This is a genomic window from Maribacter sp. HTCC2170, from assembly GCF_000153165.2.
GTDB lineage: Bacteria > Bacteroidota > Bacteroidia > Flavobacteriales > Flavobacteriaceae > Maribacter_A.
The window spans coordinates 3,498,805-3,520,149 of sequence record NC_014472.1; the positions used below are offsets into that span (position 1 = coordinate 3,498,805).

General features: G+C 37.3%; 19 protein-coding genes. 8 read left to right on the forward strand and 11 right to left on the reverse strand.

Features of this window, described 5'->3' with window-relative positions:
- Positions 1-58: 58 nt before the first annotated feature.
- From FB2170_RS15400 to FB2170_RS15425, 6 genes are all read left to right on the forward strand, one after another.
- Complete coding sequence (locus tag FB2170_RS15400; protein ID WP_041632902.1) at positions 59-1,144, forward strand: efflux RND transporter periplasmic adaptor subunit; 1,086 nt, start codon at positions 59-61, stop codon at positions 1,142-1,144.
- Entirely contained in the window at positions 1,141-2,403 is a 1,263-nt protein-coding gene (locus FB2170_RS15405) for an ABC transporter permease (RefSeq protein ID WP_013307525.1), read from the forward strand. Before FB2170_RS15400 ends, FB2170_RS15405 begins: the two co-directional genes overlap by 4 nt.
- Positions 2,404-2,405: 2 nt before the next feature.
- Entirely contained in the window at positions 2,406-3,089 is a 684-nt protein-coding gene (locus tag FB2170_RS15410) for an ABC transporter ATP-binding protein (RefSeq protein ID WP_013307526.1), read from the forward strand.
- 91 nt (positions 3,090-3,180) lie between these two features.
- The gene (locus FB2170_RS15415) at positions 3,181-3,630 is read left to right on the forward strand and encodes a hypothetical protein (protein ID WP_013307527.1); all 450 of its coding nucleotides are present in this window, start codon (positions 3,181-3,183) and stop codon (positions 3,628-3,630) included.
- A gap of 259 nt (positions 3,631-3,889) precedes the next feature.
- Complete coding sequence (locus FB2170_RS15420) at positions 3,890-4,129, forward strand: hypothetical protein (RefSeq protein WP_013307528.1); 240 nt, start codon at positions 3,890-3,892, stop codon at positions 4,127-4,129.
- Between the two features lie 10 nt (positions 4,130-4,139).
- Entirely contained in the window at positions 4,140-4,562 is a 423-nt protein-coding gene (locus FB2170_RS15425; protein ID WP_013307529.1) for a hypothetical protein, read from the forward strand.
- On the opposite strand, the gene FB2170_RS15430 is transcribed toward FB2170_RS15425, so the two are convergent.
- The 4 genes from FB2170_RS15430 to galK all read right to left on the reverse strand — a co-directional run bounded on the left by FB2170_RS15430 (position 4,559) and on the right by galK (position 8,006).
- Positions 4,559-5,395: a universal stress protein gene (locus FB2170_RS15430; RefSeq protein ID WP_013307530.1), complete on the reverse strand. Its 837-nt coding sequence runs from the start codon at positions 5,393-5,395 to the stop codon at positions 4,559-4,561. The two genes, FB2170_RS15425 and FB2170_RS15430, sit on opposite strands and share 4 nt — an antisense overlap.
- A gap of 36 nt (positions 5,396-5,431) precedes the next feature.
- Positions 5,432-5,731 carry a ribosome hibernation-promoting factor, HPF/YfiA family gene (hpf, locus tag FB2170_RS15435; protein ID WP_013307531.1) on the reverse strand — a complete coding sequence of 100 codons (300 nt, stop codon included), beginning with the start codon at positions 5,729-5,731 and terminating at the stop codon, positions 5,432-5,434.
- Between the two features lie 96 nt (positions 5,732-5,827).
- Entirely contained in the window at positions 5,828-6,871 is a 1,044-nt protein-coding gene (locus FB2170_RS15440; RefSeq protein ID WP_013307532.1) for a UDP-glucose--hexose-1-phosphate uridylyltransferase, read from the reverse strand.
- A gap of 1 nt (position 6,872) precedes the next feature.
- Complete coding sequence (gene galK, locus FB2170_RS15445) at positions 6,873-8,006, reverse strand: galactokinase (RefSeq protein WP_013307533.1); 1,134 nt, start codon at positions 8,004-8,006, stop codon at positions 6,873-6,875.
- 249 nt (positions 8,007-8,255) lie between these two features.
- Here galK and FB2170_RS15450 point away from each other — a divergent pair, with 249 nt between their 5' ends.
- Positions 8,256-9,434, forward strand: coding sequence for an aldose epimerase family protein (locus FB2170_RS15450; RefSeq protein WP_013307534.1), 1,179 nt, complete (start codon positions 8,256-8,258; stop codon positions 9,432-9,434).
- A gap of 4 nt (positions 9,435-9,438) precedes the next feature.
- Here FB2170_RS15450 and FB2170_RS15455 read toward each other — a convergent pair whose 3' ends face one another.
- The 4 genes from FB2170_RS15455 to FB2170_RS15470 all read right to left on the reverse strand — a co-directional run bounded on the left by FB2170_RS15455 (position 9,439) and on the right by FB2170_RS15470 (position 15,547).
- A complete protein-coding gene (locus tag FB2170_RS15455; protein WP_013307535.1) occupies positions 9,439-11,013 on the reverse strand; it encodes an arylsulfatase in 1,575 nt (524 codons plus the stop codon).
- Positions 11,014-11,033: 20 nt separating this feature from the next.
- Complete coding sequence (locus FB2170_RS15460; RefSeq protein WP_013307536.1) at positions 11,034-12,383, reverse strand: Gfo/Idh/MocA family protein; 1,350 nt, start codon at positions 12,381-12,383, stop codon at positions 11,034-11,036.
- Between the two features lie 127 nt (positions 12,384-12,510).
- The gene (locus FB2170_RS15465) at positions 12,511-13,326 is read right to left on the reverse strand and encodes a sterol desaturase family protein (RefSeq protein WP_013307537.1); all 816 of its coding nucleotides are present in this window, start codon (positions 13,324-13,326) and stop codon (positions 12,511-12,513) included.
- Positions 13,327-13,513: 187 nt separating this feature from the next.
- Entirely contained in the window at positions 13,514-15,547 is a 2,034-nt protein-coding gene (locus tag FB2170_RS15470) for a transketolase family protein (RefSeq protein WP_013307538.1), read from the reverse strand.
- Between the two features lie 256 nt (positions 15,548-15,803).
- Between FB2170_RS15470 and FB2170_RS15475 the strand changes: the two genes are divergently transcribed.
- Positions 15,804-16,142: an L-rhamnose mutarotase gene (locus FB2170_RS15475; protein WP_013307540.1), complete on the forward strand. Its 339-nt coding sequence runs from the start codon at positions 15,804-15,806 to the stop codon at positions 16,140-16,142.
- Positions 16,143-16,156: 14 nt separating this feature from the next.
- On the opposite strand, the gene FB2170_RS15480 is transcribed toward FB2170_RS15475, so the two are convergent.
- The 3 genes from FB2170_RS15480 to FB2170_RS15490 are packed head-to-tail and all read right to left on the reverse strand — an operon-like array spanning position 16,157 to position 21,332.
- The gene (locus FB2170_RS15480) at positions 16,157-19,318 is read right to left on the reverse strand and encodes a PVC-type heme-binding CxxCH protein (protein ID WP_013307541.1); all 3,162 of its coding nucleotides are present in this window, start codon (positions 19,316-19,318) and stop codon (positions 16,157-16,159) included.
- A 29-nt stretch (positions 19,319-19,347) separates the two neighbouring features.
- Entirely contained in the window at positions 19,348-20,316 is a 969-nt protein-coding gene (locus FB2170_RS15485; RefSeq protein WP_013307542.1) for a Gfo/Idh/MocA family protein, read from the reverse strand.
- Positions 20,313-21,332, reverse strand: a complete 1,020-nt coding sequence (locus FB2170_RS15490) for an NAD-dependent epimerase/dehydratase family protein (RefSeq protein WP_013307543.1) — start codon at positions 21,330-21,332, stop codon at positions 20,313-20,315. The genes FB2170_RS15485 and FB2170_RS15490 overlap by 4 nt, the downstream gene beginning before the upstream one ends.
- Positions 21,333-21,345 lie beyond the last annotated feature (13 nt).

Consider the following 21,345-nt stretch of genomic DNA (forward strand, 5'->3'; position numbering starts at 1 on the left):
TCAACAAGACAAAACCTTGAAAGAGAGTTTTGTATTTTTAGTGTTAAAGACAACTATCATGAGATTTGGACTGTTCGTTTTACTTCTTATTTCCCTTATGTGGTCCTGTGGTTCTGACAAAGAGCGTATTCAACCTAAAAAATCAACGCTGGTAGAATCAGTTTATGCTTCGGCCATAATTCAACCAGACAGTCTTTACGAAGTGTATTCTGCGGTTGCTGGAATTTTAGACAAACAATATGTGAATGAAGGCGATACTATTTTAAATGGAGGTGCACTATTTCAAATATTCAATAAAACACCTGCCTTGAATAGAGAAAATGCCAAAATTAATCTTCAACTGGCACAAGCCGAATACAATGGAAGTGCTACAGTGTTGGAAGGTCTACAAAAGGAAATTTTGACGGCTAAATTAAAACTACACAACGACTCAATCAATTTCACCAGGCAGGATCGATTATGGAAACAGGAAATTGGATCAAAGGCAGAATATGACCTGCGAAAACTGAACTACGAACTTTCATTCAACAATTTAAAAGTATTGCAGAATAATTTCGACAGGACCAAAAATGAATTAAACAATAGGGTTAAACAAGCAAATAATACATACCAAGCGGCCGTTGTAACCACTAAGGATTTTACTATAACCAGTAAAATAAATGGTCGTGTCTATGCCATTTACAATAATATCGGCGAAATAATAACCACTATGCAACCTCTCGCCAGTATAGGAAGTACAGATGATTTCCTGATTGAATTATTAGTTGACGAAGTGGATATTGTAAAGCTTAAAACCAACCAAAAAGTAGTCATCACATTAGATGCCTATGGGGGTCAAGTTTTCGAGGGAAAAATATTCAAAATCTATCCTAAAAAAGATGAGCGCACCCAAACCTTTAAGGTTGAAGCTTTTTTCGACAATGCACCAAAAACACTGTACCCAGGGCTTGCTGGTGAGGCAAATATTATTATTTCAAAAAAAGAAAACATTTTGACAATACCGTTGGCTTATTTAATGAAAGACAATAAGGTAAATACGTCTGATGGTATAAAACAGGTCACCGTCGGGGTTAGAAATCTAAAGGAGGTTGAAATACTTTCAGGACTAGATGAGCAAACAGAAATATTAAAACCCGAAGAATGATCAATTGGAAGGTCATATTGAATATTTCTAAAACCCACCTCCTAACCAGGATCAAACAATCGAGTATTGCCGCATTGGGAGTTACCTTTGGCATAGGGACTTTTATCATTTTAGTAAGTTTCATGACGGGTCTGAATGGATTGTTGGATGGGCTCATCTTGAACCGAACGCCCCATGTTCATATTTACAATGAAATTAAGCCCTCGGTAACCCAACCACTTGACCTTTACGATAAAATAGAGAACAGTTTCAAAATCATCTACTCGATTAAGCCAAAATTCACCCAATCAAAAATTCACAATGCCCTTCCTCTTATGCAGACGTTAAAAAGCAATCCTGATGTAAAAGGTGCAATTCCCCAATTAAAGTCGCAGATTTTTTACATTTCGGGATCTATTGAATTGGGCGGTAATCTTGTAGGTATTGATGTGTTGGAAGAAGTACGCCTTTTCAATTTCGGGGATTATATTGTAAAAGGAAGCCCAGAAGCACTGAACAATTATGACAATGGTATTTTAATAGGTGCTGGTGTTGCCAAAAAAATGTCTTTGGATATTGGTAATACCGTACAGGTAAGCACCGTACGTGGAGATCTGTTTCCGCTTAAAATAGTCGGGATCTATCAAAGTGGGTTGGCCGATATAGACAATATTCAGAGCTTTGCAACCCTAAAAACAGTACAAAAGCTTTTGGGCGAGCCTAAGAACTATTTTACCGATATCAATGTTAAATTATTTGACATTGAAAATGCAGTTCCAATGGCACGGAACATTGAAAATCAGTTTGACTTAACTGCAGTTGATATAAAAGCCGCAAATGCCCAATTTGAAACAGGAACATCCATCAGAAATCTTATTACCTATGCGGTATCGATAACTTTATTGATTGTAGCTGGTTTCGGCATTTACAATATTTTGAATATGCTCATTTATGAAAAAATGAATGATATAGCCATTTTAAAGGCTACCGGGTTCTCAGGTCGCGATGTGCAATATATTTTTATCAGTCAAGCAATACTCATAGGTTTAGTTGGTGGTGTTCTTGGGCTTGTTATCGGTTATTCAATTTCAGTGGTTATAGACAACCTGCCCTTTGAAACAGAGGCACTGCCAACAATTAAAACCTTCCCCGTGAATTACAATCCTTGGTACTACATAATAGGAATCACTTTTGCGATGATTTCAACGTTTTTGGCAGGCTATCTACCTTCTAAAAAAGCACGGAAAATAGACCCGGTTGAAATAATTAGAGGACAATAGGTATGGAGAACAACATAATATTGGAAGCGCAAAACATTAACAAGTACTTTAGGGAACCTGTTCTTTTCCATGTATTAAAAGATATCAACTTCACTATAAAACATGGGGAGTTTGTATCTATAATGGGTAAATCGGGCTGTGGTAAATCAACGCTATTGTACATTCTTTCCACAATGGATACCGATTATGAGGGCAATCTTTTTTTAAATGGGGAAATAGTTACAGGAAAGCATCATGAAGAACTTGCCAAAATTCGAAACAAGAATATTGGCTTCGTTTTTCAATTTCATTATTTGCTCTCAGAATTCACGGTATTGGAAAACGTAATGCTACCAGCTAAAAAGTTGGGGCTAAAATCATTGCAGGAAATAGAGCATGATGCTATGGAAAAGCTGAAGTTACTGGATATAGAGGATCAAGCTTTAAAATTGGCGTCCAGAATTTCTGGTGGGCAGAAGCAGCGTGTGGCAATTGCAAGGGCACTGATTAATGACCCGGCAATTATAATGGGCGATGAACCAACCGGAAACCTGGACAGTCATAATTCGCAAAATGTTATGAGAATTTTCAAAGATCTCGCAGCGGAAAGGAACCTTTCCCTATTGGTTGTGACACACGATCACGATTTTGCCGATAATACAGACCGTATTATTGAAATGGGCGACGGTCATATAATTAGCCAATAACAATCTTAAATTTCATGTTTTAGTGACAAATGTCATGAAAAATATGTCCAGTTGACACTAACTTTAATAGTGATAATCAAAAGTGATAATAATGGAAAACTATAGACCCAGACCCAAAGGAAATTACATACAAGATACTGATTGGAACGAATTATATGTATTGACCAAACATTGGAAATCCGATTTGACCTTTTATAAACAAGATTTGCGATTTCTTAATAATCTATTGAACAAATACTTCATCTGGATTACCAAAAAAGAGAATCTTGATGCCGTAAAATCAATCGGTCAAAGCATTTTGAATGATAAAAAAATGGGCAAGGATTTGCTAAAAAGAGTTGATGAGCACCTTACTCACATTGCCCAAACAATAGATGACCCATTTAAACATGATTCAAGAATATTTAGGGACGAGCATCAAGAACTTGAGGATGATATTGCCAAATTCTATAAAACCGTAAGAAAGAACCGCAAGAAGGTTTTTTCGATAACAGAACATATAGTTGATAGTGAAAGTTTGGCGCATTTAATCCAGGGTTAAATTACTTTTTCTGCTCAAATTGTGTCCTAGCTACCGGCGGACGGTCCATAAATCGCCATATTCGTTCGGTACCACAATTTTTCCTTCTTCGCAGATAATCCCAATTTTAGCGAAAGTACTTCCTAAATCAATAGCCAGAACTATATTCATTCTAATGTGATTAAGCTACAGATGAATTAAAATACCTTCATTTTTGGCCTGATGCAAATCATACCAATTTCATGGTTTTTATTGTATTATAACTTTCCCAAAAAAAATTATGAAAGCAACAGCAAAAATCGAAAAGCTTAATTCGGACAAATGCAAGCGTGTTATTGTTAGAAACCTTAGTCGGATACTGGAGATAAAAATTCTAGAAGTTGACCCTAAAAGCAACACCTTATCGTTTGTCTATAAAAGCGTTAAAGCGTTAAACAAGGTGAAGCGAGAATTAAGGCGCATTGGTTTTCCAATTGAAAAATCGTTCATAAAAGAAAACACACCTGAAGTGTCATTTTAAAAAGTTATATATGAATAAACTAAGTCCTTCAATAGAAAACAACAATGACTTACTAGACCTAAATCTAGGGAAACTCTTTTATTCAGTAGCTATGGCAGATAAAAGAATCACCCCAGAAGAAATAGCATCATTGAAATCTGCAATTTTGAAAAACTGGCATATTGCGAATCCATATTCAAAAGAATCTAATTTGGAGGCACAATATGGGATTCTATCTGTTTTTACCAAACTACAACAAACAAATGCCGAAAGTAACAATTGTTTTAAGGAATTCCGTCTTTTCTTTATCGAACATCAAGATGTATTCAATGAAGAGCTTAGAAAACTTATTTGGCATACTGCGCAGGCAATCGCTTCCTCATATGCCAAGAAAAACAAGTCTGAATTGGTATTATTGGCTAAACTTAAAATGTTACTCCAAAGTGAGTATTAGAGCTTAAAAGTAAGCACCGGCAAATCTGCATGATTTGCTATATCCTCACCTATACTGCCTTTAAAAAAGTGTGAAAGCCCTTTTCTACCATGTGTTGGCAATGCAATAATATTGGCGTCTATATTTTTGGCATAATTATAAATACCTTCTTCAACACTATAATCGTTGACTACCTTCACCTTTCGGCCTTCAGGAATTGAGCTGTGATGAGCTGTCCTCAAGAACAGTTGCATCTGTTTATCTATTTCTTCAGAGCTTCTAAAATATTGGTTGGCCCGATTTACATAAACCAAATGAACATTGGCCTCAAGTTTATCAAAAAATCTCATGGCCTCTGTATAAGCCGGAATGTTTTCAACTTCGAAATCACTGGCGAAAATGGCTTCCTTAATATTAAAATCCTTTCTCCTTTTTTTAATGATCAAAACTGGAGTATCACAGGTGCGTACCACCTTCTCGGTATTGGAACCTAGGAACAATTCATTTAACCCGCTGGTACCATGGGATCCCATAACCACTAAATCGATAAATTGTTCTTTTACTATATTGTTTATTTCATTGAAATCTTTATAATTCTGGACAGTTTCATAAACCCGGATTCCTTTTAAAAAGGGTCTATCCAAAAATTCATCAAACCTCTTTTTGGCCAATTTCATGTAATATTGAGCTTCCATGAACTCTTGGGCTTCATCCTTTGTGAAAACTGCTTCTGAGAGTCCTAACATATGAAGAACCACTAAATCAGCATTGAACTTTCTCGCCAATTTGGCTGCAACTTCTAGGGCATATTCTGAAAAATCGGAAAAATCTATAGGTATAAGTATTTTTTTCATGACATTGAATTTTTGGGTTAATTCTATTTCAAGATACTAGCGTTTATTCATTATAGCTTTTCTTTTACTCAATTGTTTTTCCAAATCCTTAATAGTTTTGGCGGCGGCCTTTTCAAAATCATCTTCATTTGATTGGGCAAAAATCCTAGGGCCTGGAGCACTTAATTCCATTTCACAAATCTTCCCTTTTCCTGTTGGATCATTTTCCTGTTTAAAATGAACCTGGGCTCTAATAATCCAATCATATTTTGTAGCTAGTCGGTCTAATTTAGCAGATAGAAGCTCATTCATAGCTTCACTAGTAGGCATTTGAACATATTGAATATCTATTGTCATAGTCTAAATGGTTTTAAGATTAATATAAAGCTAAAACCTTTATCAATCACAAACCATGACAAATATCATTACTGGAAAATAAATGTGGAAAATAGACTATATAGACTTACTATAATGCACGTCTGATAAAGCCTTAATGGTATTCGCCGCTTGCTCAGCGGTTATGTCACGTTGTGGGTTGGCAAACATTTCATACCCTACCATAAATTTCTTAACGGTCGCAGATCGCAAAAGAGGCGGATAAAATGACATATGAAGGTGCCATTCAGGATGCTCTTCCCCATCTGTTGGCGCTTGATGAATACCAGCAGAATACGGAAATGAAGTTTGGAAAATGTTATCTAAACGAATTGTTGTTTTACGTAAGATTTCTGCATAGGATTGTTTTTCATCCTCTGAAAGGTCTCCAATATGGGGAATTCGTCTTTTGGGAACAATCATGGTTTCATAAGGCCAAACTGCCCAGTACGGAATCAATGACACAAAATGCTCATTTTCCAAGAGTATTCGCTCATCCAATTCAAGTTCTTGCACAAGATAATCTTCTAATATACTTCGGTTGTTTTCTTGCCAATAGTCCAATAATCTATTTGATTTCTTTTGTACTTCTTGTGGCACATTACGTTGCGCCCATATTTGACCATGTGGATGAGGATTACTGCATCCCATGACATCCCCTTTGTTTTCAAAGATCTGTACATGGTTAATACTCTCATTCTCACCAAGTTCTTTATATTCCTGTTGCCAAAGTGAAATCACATCAGCAATTTCTTCGGTAGACATCAAAGGCAAGGTAAGCGAATGGTCAGGAGAGAAACAAACCACCTTACATATGCCAGACTCAGACTCTGCATACAGCAATCCGTTCTTATATTTTTTTTCCTCAACATCTTGCAATAAAGCCGAAAAATCATTCACAAATGAAAATGGTTTTTTATAATCGGGATTATTAGCTCCACCCATTCTACCGTTGGTGGGACACAGATAGCATTTTGGGTCATATTTTGGTTTGGAATCCAACGAGGCTTTTTCAGTCTTTCCCTGCCATGGCCTTTTGGTTCTATGGGGGGAAACCAATATCCATTCCCCGGTTAATATATTGAACCTTCTATGCGGGTTTTCGTTGAAATCAATATCCATATTATTTTTTTAAGATTGACGTTCCACGGCTGGGACTAGCTTCGAACGAAGTTAAATCTAAATTACATGCTTCTTTATAAGCCTTTGAAGCTTCACTAACATATGCCTCAATTGCATCTTCATGAACAAGATTAATTGTACAACCTCCAAAACCACCGCCCATCATCCTTGCTCCCAATACAGTATCATATTTTTTAGAAAACTCAACAAGGAAATCTAGCTCAGGGCAACTTACCTCGTACATTTTGCTAAGCCCCTCATGCGTTTCGTACAACAACTCCCCCACTTTTTCCAGGTCATCGTTTTTGAGAGCTTCAACAGCATCCAATACACGGGTTTTCTCATTAATTATATAAGAACAGCGATTATAAACTACAGGGTTCAATTCATTTTTAACTGAATTCAACATATCCATATCGGCATTTCTCAAAGATTTTACTTCGGGATATTTTTTCTGAAGTATAGCTACCCCTTCTTCACATTGCGCTCTTCTAACATTATATTCTCCTGAGGCCAAATTGTGAGAAACATTCGTGTTCAACAACACAATTTTGTACGGCTGAATGTTAATAGGTATATACGAATAATCCATGGATTCGCAATCTAAAAGAATCACATGACCCTCTTTGCTCATGACTGAAGCAAATTGATCCATGATACCGCATTTGGTCCCTGCATATGTATGTTCAGCGGCCTGGGAAAGTTCCACAATATCCATTCTACTTAATCCTAAATCGAACATTTCATTGAGTCCAAAAGCAAGTCCACATTCCAGAGCCGCAGAGGAACTTACACCAGAACCTATAGGAACATGACTTTCTAAGACACAATCAAAGCCTCTTACTTTATCAGTTCGCTTAGAAATCTCATTTAAAACACCCAAAATGTAGTTCTCCCATTCTATCTTACTTATTTCAAGATTATCTAATGAAAGTTCAAAACCTGTATCATAGCCCTTACTATATACATGGCATGTTTTTTCGGATCCGTTTTTCTGAAATTGAAAGGTAATTTTATTTTCAATTGCAGTTGGCAATACATACCCCATATTATAGTCAGTATGTTCTCCGATAATATTTATTCGGCCCGGCGAATCAACTGTAAGATCCGGACTAAAACTCTCTAAAAACTGCATAAGCTATTAATTTTTAATTCTTTCATGAAATCCTGTTCAAAAAGGTAAAATAAGTGACCTCTATTGCTCCAAATTAAGAGGCAATACGTTTTTCCAGTCCACCGAGATTCGATAATTGAAGCAATAGAACAATTACCATTGCCTAAAGACGAAGAAAAGGCAAAAACAGGATATTATAAATATTGATTTCATTAAGTCGAACAAGAATTGTAAAGATATTTATATCTTCATATACCAAAAAAGAAATCAATGAAAAATAACACTATTATTTATATAAGTATTTTTTTTATTCTATTGTCTACTGGAAGTTGTGGTGAAAAAAAGAAAACGAGCAAAACAAATTCAAGCAAAGAAAATATAACGGATTCTGGAATAACGTTTAATGATTTTGAAACATCAATTGATGGTATAGATACAGGGCTTTATGTTTTGAAAAACAAGAATGGTGTCGAAGCGACATTCTCAAATTATGGCCAACGTTTGATAACCCTCTTAACTCCAGATAAAAATGGAAAAATGGAGGATATTGTTTTGGGCTATTCCACTTTGGACAAATACCAGGAAGGAAACGGCGGGTATTTTGGGTCGGTAATTGGCAGGTATGGTAATAGAATAGCTAAAGGCAAATTTAAAATTGACGGCATCGAATACGAACTAGCTCAAAATAACAACGGTAATCACCTTCATGGTGGTCTAAAAGGTTTTGAATCAGTAGTTTGGAATGTTGACTCGGTCTCCCAAAATTTTATCCGTTTTAAAAGAACCTCACCAGATATGGAAGAAGGTTATCCTGGGAACCTAAAAGTAAGTGTTGATTATACCTTGACTGATGATAATGAGCTACGAATTGAATACGCTGCAACAACAGATAAAAAGACACATGTAAATCTTACTCACCATTCATTTTTCAATCTAAAAGGTGAGGGCAATGGCTCTATAAATAACCATATTTTACAAATAAACGCTTCTAGCATTACAGCTGTAGATAAAGGATTGATACCTACCGGTGAATTAATGTCTGTTGCGGGTACACCTTTCGATTTTAACACTCCTAAAACCATTCAATCAGGGCTTGACAAAGAACATGAACAATTGAATTTGGGCGGTGGTTATGACCACAATTTTGTTTTGGATCAGTCTAAAAAAAATAACGAAGGCTTATTGATAGCTGCAAAGGTTCATGAACCAGAGAGTGGTCGCATTATAGAAGTTTTCACAAGCGAACCTGGCATACAGTTCTATGGAGGTAATTTCATGGATGGAAAAACAATAGGTAAGAATGGGGGTAGCTATGATTACAGAGGAGCTATTTGTTTAGAAACCCAACATTTTCCAGATTCTCCGAACAAGAACAACTTCCCCTCAACCTTATTAGAGCCTGGGGAAGTATATTCTTCAATTTGTGTTTATAAATTTTCGGTAAAATAGTCAGTTATTCATTTAACAAACCATCTGCAACAAGAGGCATTTTAAAATGTTCCAACTCTGGAGAAGTTCTGTCCTGATCAAATATTTTAGCGGCTTTTGCTAAAATTTCCGGATGTTCATTAGCTATATTGGTAGTTTCAGTTGGGTCGTCCTTTAGGTTGTACAATTCAATGGTGGCCTCTTTCTTTTTATCTTTCAAGTTTTGTCTAATAACCTTCCAATCGCCCATTCTAATTGCTATTTGTCCTCCATAGCTTGGAAATTCCCAGTACATGTATTCATGTTCTTCTTGTTTATCTTTTGAAAGTAATGATGGTAAGATACTTATACCATCTGAACCTTCTGGTAATTCATATCCAGCAACATCCCCAAAAGTGGCCAACATATCATAGTGTGCCGAAATATGATCACTTTTACTACCTGGTTCAATTTTACCGGCCCAAGAAGCAATCATTGGTACTCTAATACCACCCTCATATAAATAACCTTTTCCACGACCATACTCACCTTCAAAAGGTTCCGCACTTTCAAAAAACTCAGGATCGGCACCACCTGCATATGATGGGCCATTATCTGAAGTAAAAACAATCAATGTATTGTCATAGATGCCTTCATCTTTTAACTGTTGAATCAGTTTACCAATATTCTCATCCAAATAAGAAACCATTGCCGCATATGCTGCTCTAGGGTTTTGATGCGGAAAGTATCCCATTTGACCCAAATAAGGTTCTTCAGTACCAAATTTTTCTTTATAATGTTCTAACCACTTATTGTCCGCTTGTAAAGCAACATGAGGAATAGGCGTAGCCCAATACAAAAAGAAAGGTTTCTCTTTATTATTGTCAACAAAATTGGTCAGCTCTTGGAACATTAGATCAGGAGAATACTCATTTAAGGTAAAAGGTTCATAATTTTTTGGATCATTGGGATTGGCCCCTTTTATCAATTTAGTATTTGGTGCCACTGTATCGTTCTCCAAATGCACTCTGTTACGGTTTTTGTATAGGAACAAAGGATAATAAGTATGTGCCTGTCTTTGACAGTTGTAACCATAGAAGAAATCGAATCCCATATTGTTGGGAATTGATTCTGTATGAGGTGCTCCTAGTCCCCATTTACCTACCAATCCAGTTGTATAGCCAACATCCTGCAATCTTTTTGCCATGGTGATGGTATTGGCCGGCATAGGCCCTTGACCTTCCAAAGTAGAATCTTTGGCCATAGCCCGATAATTCCAGACTTCTCCCCTTTCTTTCCACTCTGAATTGCTACGAATGTAGGCATGACCAGCATGTTGTCCTGTCATTAACATATAACGGGCAGGTGCGCAAACAGGTGCACTAGAGTAATGTTGTGTAAACATCATTCCGTTTTTAGCCAGTGCATCAATATTGGGTGTTTCAATCTTTTCTTGACCATAGGCGCCAACCTCGGCATAACCTAAATCATCTGCCAAAATGTAAATGATGTTTGGCTTTTCAACTTTCGTTGTTTGTTTTTCCTCTTGTGTTCTGTCCTTACAGGATAAAACAATTGTCCCTACCAAAAGTAGGGACAATAGCTGTTTAGATACATTCATAAAATCTATTAACGAAATAATTACATAACGATTGATTTTCCTGGGGTTGGAATGTTATACCATCCTTCGGCATTAGGCTGTACTGGTGCTGGAGAATCCCAGGTCAAACCGTCAGGAACTAGTACCAATTCAGATTTCATTGCTTCTTCCCAAGTAATTACTTGACCAGAATAGGTAGCCATTCTACCAATAATCGCACTCATGGTACTCTTAGCACCATGTTCACCATCACTGATTACTCCACCACTTCTTATTGAAGCGAATAATTTGTCATGTTCAACTTGATAAGGGTTAGGATCATCTTTTCCTCTGTGGTTAAAGAGAGAGTTACCATCCCAATCTTTCAATTCAGCCCTGTCACCTGCTGTGGATACCGTGCCTTTAGTTCCTTGGAAGAACTCTGAAACCTTACGCATAGTATCTGGTTGATGTCTACATTGGCTGGCAATAACTGCCCCACTTGGATATGTATACTCAACAAAATGATGGTCAAAAATCTCACCATGATCTTTGCCAGTTCTTACTTGTCTTCCACCCATGCCTTGTGCAGAAATTGGAGTTTCACCAATAAACCAGTTTGCCACATCAATATTATGGATATGCTGTTCTAAGATATGATCACCACATAACCAGTTAAAGTAATACCAGTTTCGCATTTGGTATTCCAATTCAGATTGTCCAGGTTGTCTTTCACGTACCCAAACCCCTGCACTGTTCCAATATACCTGACCGGAAACAATCTTACCTATTTTGTCTTGTTTCAATTGTTCCATTGCAGCCAAATAACTTGACTGGTAGTGTCTTTGAAGACCCACAACAACATTCAATTTATTCTCTTTTGCCTTTTTAGCGGCCGCCAATACCTTACGAACTCCAGGAACATCAGTAGCAACAGGCTTTTCCATAAAAACATGTTTGCCATTGTTTATGGCATATTCAAAATGTTCGGGTCTAAAACCAGGAGGAGTTGCCAATATTACAACATCGGCCAAATCCATAGCTTTTTTGGCGCCATCAAAACCAACGAATTGATGTTCGTCCTTTACATTTACTTTTTTAGTCTCTCCCATTTCTTTGGAAATGTTCATAAGACTACCTTTTAATCTATCTTCAAAAGCATCGGCCATTGCAACAAGCTCAACGTTCTCATCAGCTTTCAATGCTTGTACAGCAGCTCCGGTTCCTCTACCACCACAACCTACTAAAGCGATTTTAAGTTTCTTATCATTAAATACGTTTACCATTGCATCCATTTGAAAAGTTGGTAATACCATTGCTGCTCCAGAGAGTAAAGCTGTATTTTTTACAAAGGTTCTTCTTGAATTTTCATTTGCAAGAACCCTGTTCTTGTCTTTGTTCGTATTCTTCATATTATCGATTTAATTAAACGGTCCTGATTTTTATAAGGGAACACCTGTGAAATTAATCATAAAATGCCAAAAAGTCAGCATGTTAGCCTCCCTTTTTTGTTACATTTCAATAAAAATCACAATATTGTTATGCATCCTTTTTGGAATAGGTAAAAGGTATTTTTAGTTGGTATATGATGTCGTTAGATTTTTCTTTGTCCAATATATCAAGGCCATAGACAATATCATACGGATTATGATAAATGAACGTTCCAAATATTCTATCCCAGATCGAAAAGATATTCCCATAATTAGTGTCAGTCCAAGGCATCTCATAATGATGGTGAAATTTATGGGTGTTTGGAGATATAAACACTAAACTTATAGCCTTATCAAGCCATAGTGGTAACTTCATATTGGCATGTGAAAAATATGTAAAAAGAATGGTTAAAATTCTATAGAATACGTAAAAAGACAAAGGAAGGCCGGCTATTACAATTGCCAGTAAGGCAAAAGTTTCCCTAAAAATAAAATCAATCGGGTGATGCCGCGTCCCCGAAGTTACATCCACATTGGTATCGCTATGGTGAACCGTGTGAAAACGCCACATAAAAGGCAATTTATGCAGCATATAGTGTACTACATATTGCGCTAGAAAATCCAATAATAAGACGGCCAATATCATTTCTACCCACACGGGTAATTCTACCATGTTCAACAGTCCAAATTGACTTTCATCCAACCAATTGAAGACGCCTACAGTCGCTAGCCCAAATAATACATTGATAAAAATCGTAGTCGCCAACAAAATAAAATTGGGTTTGGCATGCTCCCATTTTTTATAATCGAATTTTCGAAGTGGATAGGCTCCTTCAAGCACCCAAAAAATTGTCATCATACTAATAATCCAAATCAACTTTTGAAGACTGGTCAGGTTAGCAAAAAAGTCAATAAATGCATCCATATTATCAAATAAGTTTTGTGCTACACCTAAAATAGGCGTTGGTTGTTTTTCTTGTTTGAATATAGGTTAAAAATTCAAACAGGAATTGTAACACAGTCATAAAGTGATAAATGAGTACCATTTAGTGATAAAAAAAGGGATTCATCTTTCACGATGAATCCCTTTTAATCTATTATTAGGTTTAAAACTATCCATTGAGAAAACTCAAAACTTCTTTACTCACCTTTTCACCTGTAAAGCCGAATTTATCATCAAGTACTTTGGCAGGTGCCGAATATCCAAAATGATCCAAACCAAAAACTTTACCATTTGCTCCCACCAACGATTCCAAATTAACAGGAAGACCTGCTGTAAGACCGAAAACAGGTTTATCTATCGGAATGACGCTTGTTTGATATGTTTTGGACTGTTGCCTAAAAATACCTTCCGAAGGAATTGAGGCAATACTTATTTTTAAGTTTTCTCTTTCTTCCAATAATGTAGCAGCCTCTATCAAAGTAGACACTTCAGATCCGTTGGCTACCAAAATCACATCAGCATTTGCTGTTTCTTTTACCAAATAACCGCCTTTTTCAGCATTGATTGCAGATGCGAATCTTGAACCAGATTGTGCAGGAACATCCTGGACACCCTGTCTAGATAGAATAAGTCCAGTTGGTGTTTTAGTGTTTTCCATCGCCATTTTCCAAGCTACACTTGTTTCTGTTGAATCTGCTGGTCGTAAGGCCACAAAACTCTGATCTCCACTGTGGTTTTTCAACTTTTCCAATAAACGAATTTGTGCTTCTTGCTCAACAGGTTGATGAGTTGGCCCATCTTCCCCTACTCTAAACGCATCATGTGTCCAAACGAATTTAACCGGAAGTTCTTGAATACAGCTCAGTCTAATCGCCGGTTTCATATAGTCAGAGAACACAAAAAACGTTGCTACAACCGGTATGACACCACCATGCAAAGCAATACCATTTGCCATAGATGCCATGGTCAATTCGGCTACACCCGCTTGTAAAAACCCTCCTGAAAAATCACCTTTTTTCAATGCTGATGACTTTTTCAAGAACCCGTCTGTTTTATCACTATTCGACAAATCGGCAGATGAGACAATCATATTCTCAACATGTTCGGCCATATAACCCAACACATTTGATGATGCCGCCCTAGTGGCCAAACCATCTTTGTGAGCAACGGATTCGAAATCTAATTCAGGTAATTCACCAGAAAGGAAATGATCCAACTTACTTGCCAAATCTTCATTGGCATTTCTCCAAGAATCAATTTCTGCCTTTTTCTGTGCTGCGGTAGTTTCCTTTCTAGCAAGAATATCTTTGTAGTATGCTTTTACTTCAGGATAGATCTCGAATGGACTATCAGGATCCATTCCCAAGTTTAAAAGTGTTTTGGCATAATCAGCACCTGTATTACCAATTGGTTGACCATGAAGCTCACAATGCCCTTCGAACATACCACCATCTTCTGTAACACAACCTTTGCCCATTATGGTTTTACCAATAATCAATGTTGGTTTTTCCGTTTCAGCATTTGCTGTGGTAAGTGCTTTTCTTATCTCATCATGGTTATGCCCGTCAATGGTGATTACCTTCCAACCCCAAGCTTCATACTTCATTGCAGTATCTTCTGTGGTAACCTCATCGGTCATCGTAGAAAGTTGTACATCATTTGAATCGAAAAACATAATAAAATTGTTCAATCCTAAATGCCCAGCAATACGCCCGGCGCCTTGAGAAATTTCTTCTTGAATACCTCCATCAGAAATAAATCCGTAGATTTTATGGTTCATCCAATCACCAAATCGAGCTTGCAAGAACTTTGCGGCAACCGCTGCACCAATACCCATAGTATGTCCCTGTCCCAGTGGTCCAGATGTATTTTCAATACCCCTTGCAACATCAACTTCAGGATGACCAGGTGTTATTGAGCCCCATTGTCTAAAATTGGCAACATCTTCCTTTGCATAATTACCCAATAGATAATACTGTGCATACATCAATGTAGATAAATGCCCGGCATCCATAAAGAATCGATCTCTAAATGGCCAAGTCATATCAGTAGGATCATAATTGAAAAATTCTGTGTAAAGGATGTGCATAAAATCGGCTCCTCCCATTGGACCACCAGGGTGACCTGATTTTGCCTTTTCTACCATTGCCACTGCCAGAGCCCGAATATTATCGGCAGATTGCAAACTAATTTCTTTGCTCATTTGATGTTGTTTCTGAGATTTGTTTTTTCAACTGTGGTTATCCAGTCTTTTTCTTTAAAAATTATTGTGGCAAATCTATCGTTTTTTGCCATTTATTTTAGGGATACTTATTAAAAAGTATTGACAATGAACATCTTGTAAGAATTGACCTCTTGACCCAAACCCAGAAACCTTAATTACAATAGGCTTTTCTCTACTATCCTTGATATATGTAATCATAAAACGTTTTCGTAAATTAGGCTCAAATAATCTTGAAATGAAAAGACATTGTTTAGCACTTGATTTAAAAAATGATATTGAGTTAATCTCAGCTTATGAAGAATACCACCAGAATGTATGGCCTGAGGTATTACAAAGCTTAAGTGATTCGGGAATTCAACATATGGAAATCTATCGCATTTCGAATAGATTATTTATGATAATTGAAGTGGCTGACGACTTCTCTTTTGAGAACAAAGCTAAAATGGATGAAAATAACGCAAAAGTCCAAGATTGGGAAGTACTTATGTGGCAATATCAACAAGCTTTACCAATAGCAAAGCCTGGGGAAAAATGGTTGCCAATGGATAAAATATTTGTATTTCCTACCGAATAAATTATTCTGTAAATCTATTTCATTGGGTGCTCTTTTAGTAGTTCCTCTGCTGAATAAAACCCTTCTTTACTTTTTATATCCTCACGGATGGATTTGACTTTTTCGGGAGAAATTGCAGAAGCACTATTTCCAAAAGAGTTCCGAACATAGGTTAATACTGAAGCTATTTCTTCATCATTTAACATACCTCCAAATGGTGTCATTGGTACTTGTCCAGGATATTTTTTTCCCAATACTTCTACTGGACCCATCATGCCTTTCAATGTAAGTTTGATCAAACGTTCTTCACTACCAAGCACCCAGGTTGTATTTGCCAGGGGCGGGAATTGTGAAGCACTAAGTCCTTTCCCGTCTGGTTGGTGACAGGTAATACAGAATCCTTCTCTACTATAAATTTTCTCTCCTTCTACAAACAATTTCTTCGCTTGTCCTTTCAAATTGGTCTTGGCTCCACCCTCTGGAGCTTCTCCTAAATTATGGTCATTAATATGTGCCAAGGCCGCCTCATATGGCTTGGCCATCCAATCGTCTAATGGAAGTCTACCTGCCTCCTCAATAATTGGGAGTCCAACTTCCTTATCCAGCCAAGAAGCTGCAACAAATGCCTCTAACCGTACTCTTGGGTTTTCATCTTTAGCCGCATCCATCAATAATTCGGCCTGATTTGGAACAAGGTGTCCTACATATCTTAAGGCTTTTACAGCCGCTGCTCTTGCTCTATAGTCATTCGCCGTCAGAACTAATTGTAAGATGTCCTTATCAATAGCGTTTAACCCCCAACTTACCCACAAAGCTTCAAGTACATGGTGTTCGTATCCTGGTTCATTCTTGTCTAAGCCATTAACCCAATCCTTAAGTTTAGCCAATACCTCCTTTGAATTACGTCCTCGTAATTCTCTTTTGGTTCGATAGCGTGTTCTGTATTCTGGAAGCTTCAAATTATCTAAAAGTTCTTCGATTGAAGCATCAACTATTTTTGCGGGTTTAACCAAAGGTCGAGATGGATAAGTAATTCTATAAATTCTACCATGAACATGGTCACGTAATGGATCACGGGCATTATGCTGCATATGGCCCACCAATACATTATGCCAATCAACCAAATACAAAGACCCATCAGGAGCAAATTCCATATCAACGGGACGGAACTTTGTATCCGAAGAAGTGACTAGATCCTGTCGATGTTTACTTATGTATCCTGAACTTTCAGGGTCATCCAACATTGTATGCTGCTTTGTTCCCAAAAACCCAATCGTATTATTAATGATTAGATCTCCTTGAACCTCATCGGGAAAATGTCTACTTGAAATAAATTCAAGCCCGGAAGTAGGTCTTACTCGGTGTGCATCTTCTATCAAATTTTTTGGTAATGGAGACCTCATACCATAACGAGGTTTTATTGTTCCCGGCATCATCCACGTCATATCTGGGCCCGAGGTATGGGCAAAGAAGTTTTGTCCCCATTCGTCAAATGCAATTCCCCAAGGGTTTGGTATTGATAGTTGAGCGGTACGCTCCAAATGATGTCTTTGTGGGCTATAACGATAGAAGCCTCCATTTGTTCCTCGAACAGGACCATATGCAGTTTCAACATTCGTATGCAAGAACACACCTTCGCCCATATAGATAGCACCTGACGGATCTGCCGTAAAAGCGCCTGCCGTATGATGCGTATCGTGATCATCAAAACCACTAAGAATTATTTCCGTTTCGTCTGCCTTATCATCTCCGTTCGTATCTTTTAATAAAACAAGATTGGTTCCCTGTGATACATAAACCCCTTCAGGTGCAAACTCAAAACCAATGGTTAAGTGCAAATTGTCTACAAAGGTCGTTTGCTTATCTGCCTTACCATCATTATCAGTGTCTTCTAAAATAATTAATTTATCGTTGGGTTTACTGTCACCGGGCTTATAATGGGGATATGTTGGCATAACACCTACCCAAAGTCGTCCTTGATTATCAAATGACATTTGTACTGGATTAGCTAAATCTGGGAATTCCTTTTCTGATGCAAACAATTCTAATTTATAACCCTCAGCTACCGTTATACGTCCTAATGCCTCTTCTCCGTACAAATACCCTTCGCTTGCATCACCCTGACCTTTGTTGTAATTGGTCTTCACTACCGGAAGTTCTCTTGTTTTAGCATCCGCCTCAGTTAAATCCATTGTTATACCTTGATTCGCTTGCCAAATTGCGGTATCACGAATCTCAGTCATTTGCCTAATTTTTTCTTTTTCAAATGGATAGTTATCTGGTCCAAAAGGATCGTATCGTCTACCCCAGGCATGCACGCCATTGGGTAGCTTAATATCATTATGCCAAAACCAATTTTTTTCCATTACTGCTTCATGAACCAACTTTCGATTTTCATTTGCCTTTGCTTTTGTTTCCCCAAAAACAGAATCAGCCAATAGTTTCGCAAATTTCTGATAACCAAAGTCATTTAGTTGGAAGCCATCTGAGGTTAAATCTTCTGATTCAGACGCAAACCACTTCTTTGATACATCAAAAGCATTAACAAATAAAACACTATTCTTTGTAGCAACTTCTTGCATCGCCTGGGTATACAATGCCAAGTTCTTGTTTTCTTTCTCGCCATTGGGCAGATCCATTTTATCAGATAAATCTTCAAAGGCTATTGGTGAAATCAAAACCAACTTTGGTGGTTCCAAACCATTATATTTTTGTTGTTTTGTATGCCCAATAAAGGCATGCAGTTCATTTTTATAATTCTCCAATCCTGTCTCACCCTCAAAAGATTCATTATAGCCAAAAAAAGCAATAATCACATCTGCATTTAACTGGGAAAGCCATTCGTCCTCGGTAGGATAGAATCCAATGCTCCCCGATTTATTTGCTAGTTCATTTTGGAATTCTTCAGCACCTGGAAAGGCCCATGGAGATTTACGTGAAGAATGTGGTCGAAAACCTGGCGTATTACCGCCATCGGCCATATTACGAATAAATAATGTACTATCAGGGTAACGTAAATGCATCTCGGTCTCAAAGTGTCCAAAATAGAGCATTCTAGAACCTAGGTTATTACCAATTATTACAATGCTTGAATCTTTTCTAATCTCAAGTGAGTCACCTTTTTCCTTACAGCCTATCACAAAAAAACAAAACAATAGAATTACTGTTCTAAAAAAACTATCCTTCATAAATCCCATATCAATTTGTTTTTGTTTGTACTCGTTTGTTATAATTTAACATGTATCCCTTCCTCAACGGACTTTTCACAAGCTTCAATAATTCGCTGGCACGTAATCGCATCTTCAATAGTTGATAATGGTGCCGATCCTTTCCCCAACACATTGCTTATGAAATGGGTGGCTGTATTTTTTATAGATTCTGGATAACACTGATAGGTTTGGGAATGTGCACCGTTTCTTTCATTTATCACAAAATCCCTATAACTATATCGGGTACTACCTTTTGTTCCTATAACTTTAATGATACATGACCAAGGATCCCCGGCATGATCATCATTCGCAAAACTTGCGCATAAATGACTAAGAGTACCATTATCCATCAGAATATTTGCCATGGCAACATTTTCTTGAGGAGCTAATGTATCATCTACCGTATTTTTAAAGCATGAAACTGTTATGGGCTTCCCTGCCAAATATAGCATTGAATATGAATGATGGGTTAATATCTGCCTAATAACCCCGGGATATCTTGCTCTTATCTCGTCTGAATGATGAATATTATACATCATATAAAACTGGGTGATATCACCTAGTTTTCCGCTTTCGATCATTGATTTAGCACGTTCAATACCTGGTTCATAAATATAATTATGAACTGGCATGCACTTAACACCACCAGTAATTATGGCCGATTGCATTCTTTGCAATTCATCAATACTTGATGCAGCCGGTTTTTCTACCAATATATGCTTCCCGGCCTGGGCTGCCATAATGGTATACTCGCAATGCGTTTCCATATTGGTAAGCACAAAAACTGCATCGATTCTCGAGTCTTTAAATAAATCATTAACGGATTTAAAGTTTTCACAGCCAAACTGACTTGCCTTAATTTGCCCTTTTTCAAAAGTTCTGTTCCAAAGGCCAATCAATTCGGCATTGTCCATCCCATTAATGGCCTCTGCATGTAAATTTGCTATGTCCCCCGCACCAATAAATCCAATACCTATTTTTTTCATGAACTTGCTTTTGAATAATCCAAAATTCCTTTTTTAGCCATATCTAGAAATTCCTCAAGAGATTTGCGAACACCTTGCTCAATAGTGGTTTGGGGCAAATTTTTAAATGCTCTACTAATTTTTTCATGTTCCAAATCACAAACAAAAAGATTTGGAGGAGCATCTACCATAACTGTTGACTTTGAATAATCCCCTAATCCTAAATCTCTAGCCTGTTCATCAACTATACCAAGGAACTTCCTTATTTCAATGGTTTCCCCCTTAATATTAAAAGCTCCAAAACCCTCATAGGGTTGTAATGTGCAAGCGGCAAACTGAGCTCCCACATCTTCAACAAAATGATAGTTTTCTCGCCCTTGATAAGGCATTTCAAAATGAATCAATTCATCGGAAATAGCCCCCATTGCAACTGCCTTAAGTGCATTGGTCGGAGCAGAGGTCATTCCTTTATCTCTTCCTTTACCATAGGTGGTATTAAGTCTTAAACATACCGTTGGAACTTTTGTCTTTTTGTGAAACAACCTTCCCAAATGTTCTCCCGCCAATTTCCATATGCCATAATGATTAGGTGGAGCTAATTGTACATCTTCATTTATAGTGTCTTGAGAATACATCGACCTCATTCCATATACTGCTGCCGAACTAGCAAAAACAAATTTTTTGAGTAGCGGTAATTTTTCAGCGACATCGAATAACGCCATTGTACCACCGGTATTTATTTCCATCCCACCAATGTGATCTCTGGCACAATCCGGGCTCTGATATGCTCCTAAGTGAATAATATGTGTAGGGTTAACCTTTAAAACAACCTCCTCAATCGCTTTATAATCAGACACATCCAAAGTGACAAATTCTAGCCTCGGGTCAATATAATCCACTAACCACAGTTTTAGTGGTTCTACATTATTAGATCGTGTGGCTATAACAATTTTACCAACTTCTTGGTATTGTAAAAGTTTATAAATGGTGACCGACCCAATACAACCGGTTCCACCTGTAACAAATATTGTATGCATATATTTTTCCTTG